5 protein-coding genes are annotated in these 5,171 nt (G+C 71.5%); 2 read left to right on the top strand and 3 right to left on the bottom strand.

Translation table 11 applies throughout. The annotated features are described in order from the left end of the window. Together ACILRF_RS14345 and ACILRF_RS14340 are read left to right on the top strand one after the other, a co-directional pair. The coding region (locus ACILRF_RS14345) for a histone deacetylase family protein (RefSeq protein WP_395674054.1) at positions 1-692 on the top strand (692 nt) is incomplete at its 5' end. Between the two features lie 90 nt (positions 693-782). Further along, the gene (locus ACILRF_RS14340) at positions 783-1,919 is read left to right on the top strand and encodes an AGE family epimerase/isomerase (protein ID WP_395674052.1); all 1,137 of its coding nucleotides are present in this window, start codon (positions 783-785) and stop codon (positions 1,917-1,919) included. On the opposite strand, the gene ACILRF_RS14335 is transcribed toward ACILRF_RS14340, so the two are convergent. From ACILRF_RS14335 to ACILRF_RS14325, 3 genes are all read right to left on the bottom strand, one after another. Further along, positions 1,916-2,218: a hypothetical protein gene (locus ACILRF_RS14335; protein ID WP_395674050.1), complete on the bottom strand. Its 303-nt coding sequence runs from the start codon at positions 2,216-2,218 to the stop codon at positions 1,916-1,918. The genes ACILRF_RS14340 and ACILRF_RS14335 overlap by 4 nt on opposite strands. A gap of 1 nt (position 2,219) precedes the next feature. Beyond that, on the bottom strand, positions 2,220-4,754 hold the full coding sequence (locus tag ACILRF_RS14330; protein ID WP_395674048.1) for a cbb3-type cytochrome c oxidase subunit I: 2,535 nt from the start codon (positions 4,752-4,754) through the stop codon (positions 2,220-2,222). Next, positions 4,751-5,171, bottom strand: a 421-nt coding sequence (locus tag ACILRF_RS14325) for a c-type cytochrome (RefSeq protein ID WP_395674046.1), incomplete at its 5' end; no start/stop codon positions are given. The genes ACILRF_RS14325 and ACILRF_RS14330, both read right to left, overlap by 4 nt.

Here is a 5,171-nt window from a genome sequence, read left to right as displayed (position 1 = left end):
GCAGCGCCCCGATCGGCCCCGACACCTTCACCGCCGCCTACGCCTCGGCCCAGTGCGCCATCGCCGGCGCCGACGCCCTGCTGGCCGGCGACCGCCAGGCCTACGCCCTCTGCCGCCCGCCCGGCCATCACGCCCGGCGCGAAGCGGCCGGCGGCTTCTGCTTCCTCAACAGCGCCGCCGTCGCCGCCCAGCGCCTGATCGCCGCCGGCCTAACCCGTGTCGCCGTCCTCGACACCGACATGCATCACGGACAGGGAATCCAGGAGATCTTCTACGACCGCCCCGACGTGCTCTACGTCTCGGTGCACGGGGACCCGACCAACTTCTACCCCGTCGTCGCCGGCTTCGCCGACGAACGCGGCGCCGGACCCGGCGAAGGCTTCAACCTCAACCTGCCGATGCCGCACGGCTCCCCGGAAGACGTCTTCTTTTCGGCCCTCGATCAGGCCCTGGCGGCCGTCGCCGCCTTCCGCCCCGACGCCCTGGTGCTGTCGCACGGCTACGACATCTTCGTCCGCGACCCGCAATCCAAGGTCGCGGTGACGGAAGACGGCTTCCGCCGGCTCGGCGCCCGGATCGGCGCCCTCGATCTGCCGGTGCTGGTCGTCCAGGAAGGCGGCTACTGCATCGAGGCCCTCAGCCAACTGACCCAGCGGTTCTTCGACGGCTTCCTCGGGGCCCGACCGACCTAGGTAGTTTTGCCGGAATGACCGCGAGGCCCGGCTCCGCGACACTGCAGGCGAGCGACGTCCGAACGTGCGCCCGACCCCAGCGGAGCCAGAATGACCCTCGACCCGGCGATCCCGTGGACCTCCCTGCCGCAAGCGACCGCCTGGATGCGACGCTGGCTGGCGACGGCCGCGCTGCCGGTCTGGGCGACGCTCGGCCAGGATCACGCCAACGGCGGCTTCCGCGAAGCCCTGACGCCCGACGGCCAGGTCGCCGACCCGGAACGTCGGGCCCGGGTGCAGGCTCGCCAGGTCTTCGTCTTCGCCCGCGCCGCCGACGCCGACTTCGCCGGCCCGTGGATCGCGGCGGCCCGGCGGGGCATGGAGTTCTTCCTCACCTACGCCCGCCGCGCCGACGGCCTGCTCTGCACCCTGATGGCGCCGGACGGCGAGGTGCTGGAGTCCTCGGCGCACATCTACGACCAGGCCTTCGCCCTCCTCGCCCTCGCGGCGCTCGCCGAGGCCGACGGCGCCCCGCGCTGGACCGCCGAGGCGCTGCGCCTGCGCTCGGCCCTCGACGCCCGCCGCCACCCGCCCGGCGGCTTCCGCGAGGCCGGACCACATCCGTTCCAGGCGACCGGCCACATGCACCTGCTCGAGGCCGCCTTGGCCTGGGAGGCGGCGGGCGGCGACGCGCGCTGGGCGACGCTGGCCGACGAGGTCGCCGGCCTCGCTCTCACCCGCTTCGTCGGCGCCGACGGCGCCCTTCGCAACGCCTTCGACGCCGACTGGACGCCGCTGGCCGGCGACGTCATCCAGCCGGGCCATCAGTTCGAGTGGGCTTGGCTCCTGGAGCGCTGGGGCCGCTTGCGCGGCCGGCCCGACGCCCGGGCCGCCGCGCGCCGGCTCTACGCGGTCGGCCGCCTCGGCGTCGACGCCGAGCGCGGCGTGGCGATCGGCGCGCTGAGTTCGGATCTGCTGTCGGTGCGTGACGCCTCGGCCCGCCTCTGGGCCCAGACCGAGCACCTCAAGGCGGCGCTGATCCTCGGCGAGGAGGAGCATGCCCTGCAGGCGGCCCGCAGCCTGCGCCGCTATCTGCAGGCCCCGGCCAACGGTCTGTGGCGCGACCGGATGAAGGGCGACGGCGCCTTCGTCGACGAAGCTGCGCCGGCCAGCAGCTTCTATCACATCCTCGGGGCTTTCCTGGAGCTCGAGAAGACTGCTGGCGCCGACCGGCTCGCCGCCGCCTAGATCGCCGCCGACGCCGACTGCCAGACGATCGCCACCAGGCCGACCCCGGACCCGAGCGCGGCCAGCTGATCCATCAGCCTCGCCACCGGATCGCCCCCGTGCCGCAGCCGGCCTATCGACAGCCAAAGCAGGCTCGCCGCCGCGGCCGCGCAGGCCGCGCTGAACGCCAGGGCCAGCAGCCGCCAGGGCGCGGCGTCCTCGGCCACGGTCTGCGCCTCGACGCTGGCGATGGCGTAGAGGCCGCTGAAGTGGACCAGCCAGATCAGCAGCCCGCCCAGCCCCCAGGTCCAACGCCGCACGTCAGCCTCCCGGGAACAGTCGCGGCAAGGCGGCGGCGAAGGCGCCCTGGCCGGCGCTGAAGACGACGAACAGGCCGACCAGCTCGAAGCTCGCCGGTTGGTCCGCCCGGACATAGCGCCAGGCCAGCCGCAGTCCGACGTAGAGCGCCATCATCAACCCAGTGGCGACGAACAGCCCCTGCCAGGACAGCAGCATGGCGACGCTGGCGCCCTGCGGCCCGCTCTTGGGGTCGAGTCCGGCGCCCAGCCAGCCGTTCAGGTCGAGGCCGAACCCGGCCGTGAGCGCCGCGATGGCGAGGATCAGGCTCAGGCTCGCGACACCGGGGCTGCGCGGGCCGTCGTGGACCAGGGCCCGGACTCCGATCCACGCCAGCACGGCGGCGGCGGCCATCAGGGCGAGGATCAGGACCAGGGAGTCCTGCGGCGGCGGCGCCCAGAGGTCCGGCCGCGTGCTCCACAGGAAGACGTAGGAGAACCCGGCCAGCAGCGCGACCATGCCGCCGACGGTCAGGGTGATGACCATCGCCCACCAGCCGTGGCCTTGCACCCCCGAGGCGTAGCTGGGGGCCAGGATGCCGCCGCCGATGTCGACCGTCGGCTTGTCCATCGGCCGGTCCATCAGCCAGCACCACTGGAAGAGGGTGTAGATCGCTGCGACGCCGCTGATCGCCGCGGCCACATAGGCCTGGACAGTCAGCAACAGGAAGAAGCCGGCGGTGAACACCGCCGCCCAGACGTGCCAGGCCGACGGCTTGGGCATGCGCAGAAGGAACTGCGGCTCGGCGTTCAGGGTGCTTGTGACGATGGTCTCGCGCCCACCGGTCGGGTTGTCGGGCAGGAAATGGCGTCCGGCCGCGACCTCGGCCGACAGGCTCTTCTGATCCCACAGGGGATAAAGGCTCTTCACCACCGGGATCGAGCGCACCGAGTAGAGATCGTTGGGCAGCCATTCCAGCCCGGGTCCGTCGTAGACATTGCCGGCGTTGTCCTCGCCGAACGGCCGGAAGTTGCGCGCCATGTCGGCGATCCACAGCGCGACGGCGGCGGCGAACAGGTAGGCGCCGGCGGTGGAAAGCTGGTTCGGCAGGTCCCAGTCGCGGCCGGGCAGGTAGGTGTAGACCCGCCGCGGCATACCCATCAGCCCGCTCAGGTGCATCGGCAGGAAGGCCAGGTGCATGCCGGCGAACATCAGCCAGAACACCCACTTGCCCAGCCGGTCGCTCAACGGACGCCGGCTGACCAGCGGCGTCCAGTAGTAGATCGCCGCGAACATGGGGAAGACCATTCCCCCGATCAGCACATAGTGCAGGTGCGCGACGACGAAATAGGTGTCGTGGGCCTGCCAGTCGAACGGGACCATGGCCACCATCACCCCGGTCAGCCCGCCCATCACGAAGATGACGAGGCCGCCGATTGCGAACAGGCCCGGCGCGCTGAATCGCATTCGCCCGGCGGCCAGGGTTGCGATCCAGGCGAAGACCTGCACCCCGGCTGGAACGCTGACGGCCATCGAGGCGGCGGAAAAGACGTTCACGGACGCCCGCGGCATGCCCACCGTGAACATATGGTGGGCCCACACCCCGAAGGAGATGAAGCCGGTCGCCAGCATCGCCAGCACCACCAGCCGGTAGCCGACGAGCTCCGTTCGGGCGATTGCCGGAATGATCGTCGACATCGCCCCGGCCGCCGGCAGGAAGATGATGTAGACCTCCGGATGGCCGAAGAACCAGAACAGGTGCTGCCAGAGCAGCGGGTCGCCGCCTTTGACGCTATCGAAGAACGGCCAGCCGAACGCCCGCTCCAGCTCCAGAAGCAGGGTCGCCAGGATCACCGACGGGAAGGCGATGACGATCATCCCGGCGAAGATCAGCATCGCCCAGGCGAAGATCGGCAGCTTGTCGAGGGTCATGCCGGGCGCGCGGGTGCGCAGCACGCCGACGATGATCTCGATGGCCCCGGCGATGGCCGAGATCTCGATGAAGCCGATGCCGAGCAGCCAGAAATCGGCGTTGATCCCCGGCGAGTACTGCATCCCCGTCAGCGGCGGGTACATGAACCAGCCGCCGTTCGGCGCGAGGCCGACGAAGATCGAGCCGAAGAACGCCAGGCCACCGATCAGATAGGCCCAGAAGGCGTAGGCCGACAGCCGCGGAAACGGCAGGTCGCGCGCTCCCAGCATCTGGGGCAGCAGCAGCACGCCCAGCGCCTCCACCGCCGGCACCGCGAACAGGAACATCATCATGGTCCCGTGCATGGTGAAGAGCTGGTTGTAGGTCTCCTGCGGCAGGAAGCCGTTCAGCGGCAGGGCCAGCTGGGTGCGCATCAGCACCGCCAGTGTCCCGGCCAGGACGAAGAACAGCATCGCTGCGCCGAGGTAGTAGACGCCGATGTAGTTGTTGTTGATCGCCGTCAGCCACTCCCAGCGTTTCGGCCCGCACCAGGCCTCCTCGAGGGCGGCGAGCTCGCCAGGCGGGCGCGGCCCGGCGGTGGGAAAGCGGTCGTAGAGCCGGGGGTCGAAGCCGGTTTCCGAGCTCACTTCAGGCCGTCCAGCCAGGCGGCGAGCGCCCGCAGCTCGGGGCCGTTCAGCACCGCATAGGCCGGCATCCGATTGCCGGGCTTTATCGCCTGGCTGTCGGCGATCCAGCCGGCGAGGGCCCCCTGGCTGTTGGGCAGGATGCCGGCGCCGAGCGTGCGGCGCGAGCCGACGTGGGTCAGGTCGGGTCCGGCCAGGCCGTTGGCCGGCGTCCCGCGCACCGTGTGACAGGCGCCGCAGCCGGCGGCGGCGAACACCTGCGCGCCGCGCCCGGTCGGCGGCGGCGCGGGCTGGGCGCGACGGGCGAGCAGGGCGTCGAACTCCGCCGGCGCATGGGCGACGACCACCAGCCCCATCAGCGCGTGCGGCCCGCCGCAGAACTCGGCGCACTGGGCCGGATAGGCGCCGGGACGCGCCGCC

Origin of the sequence: Phenylobacterium sp., from assembly GCF_044236515.1 — a bacterium.
GTDB lineage: Bacteria > Pseudomonadota > Alphaproteobacteria > Caulobacterales > Caulobacteraceae > Phenylobacterium.
Note: the sequence above shows the minus strand (reverse complement) of the source record. Positions and strands in the feature narration are given on the sequence as shown.

What these genes read in the sequence shown, in the direction of transcription:
- ACILRF_RS14340 (WP_395674052.1), top strand. Translation starts at nt 783, where the DNA reads ATGACCCTCGACCCGGCGATCCCGTGGACCTCCCTGCCGCAAGCGACC.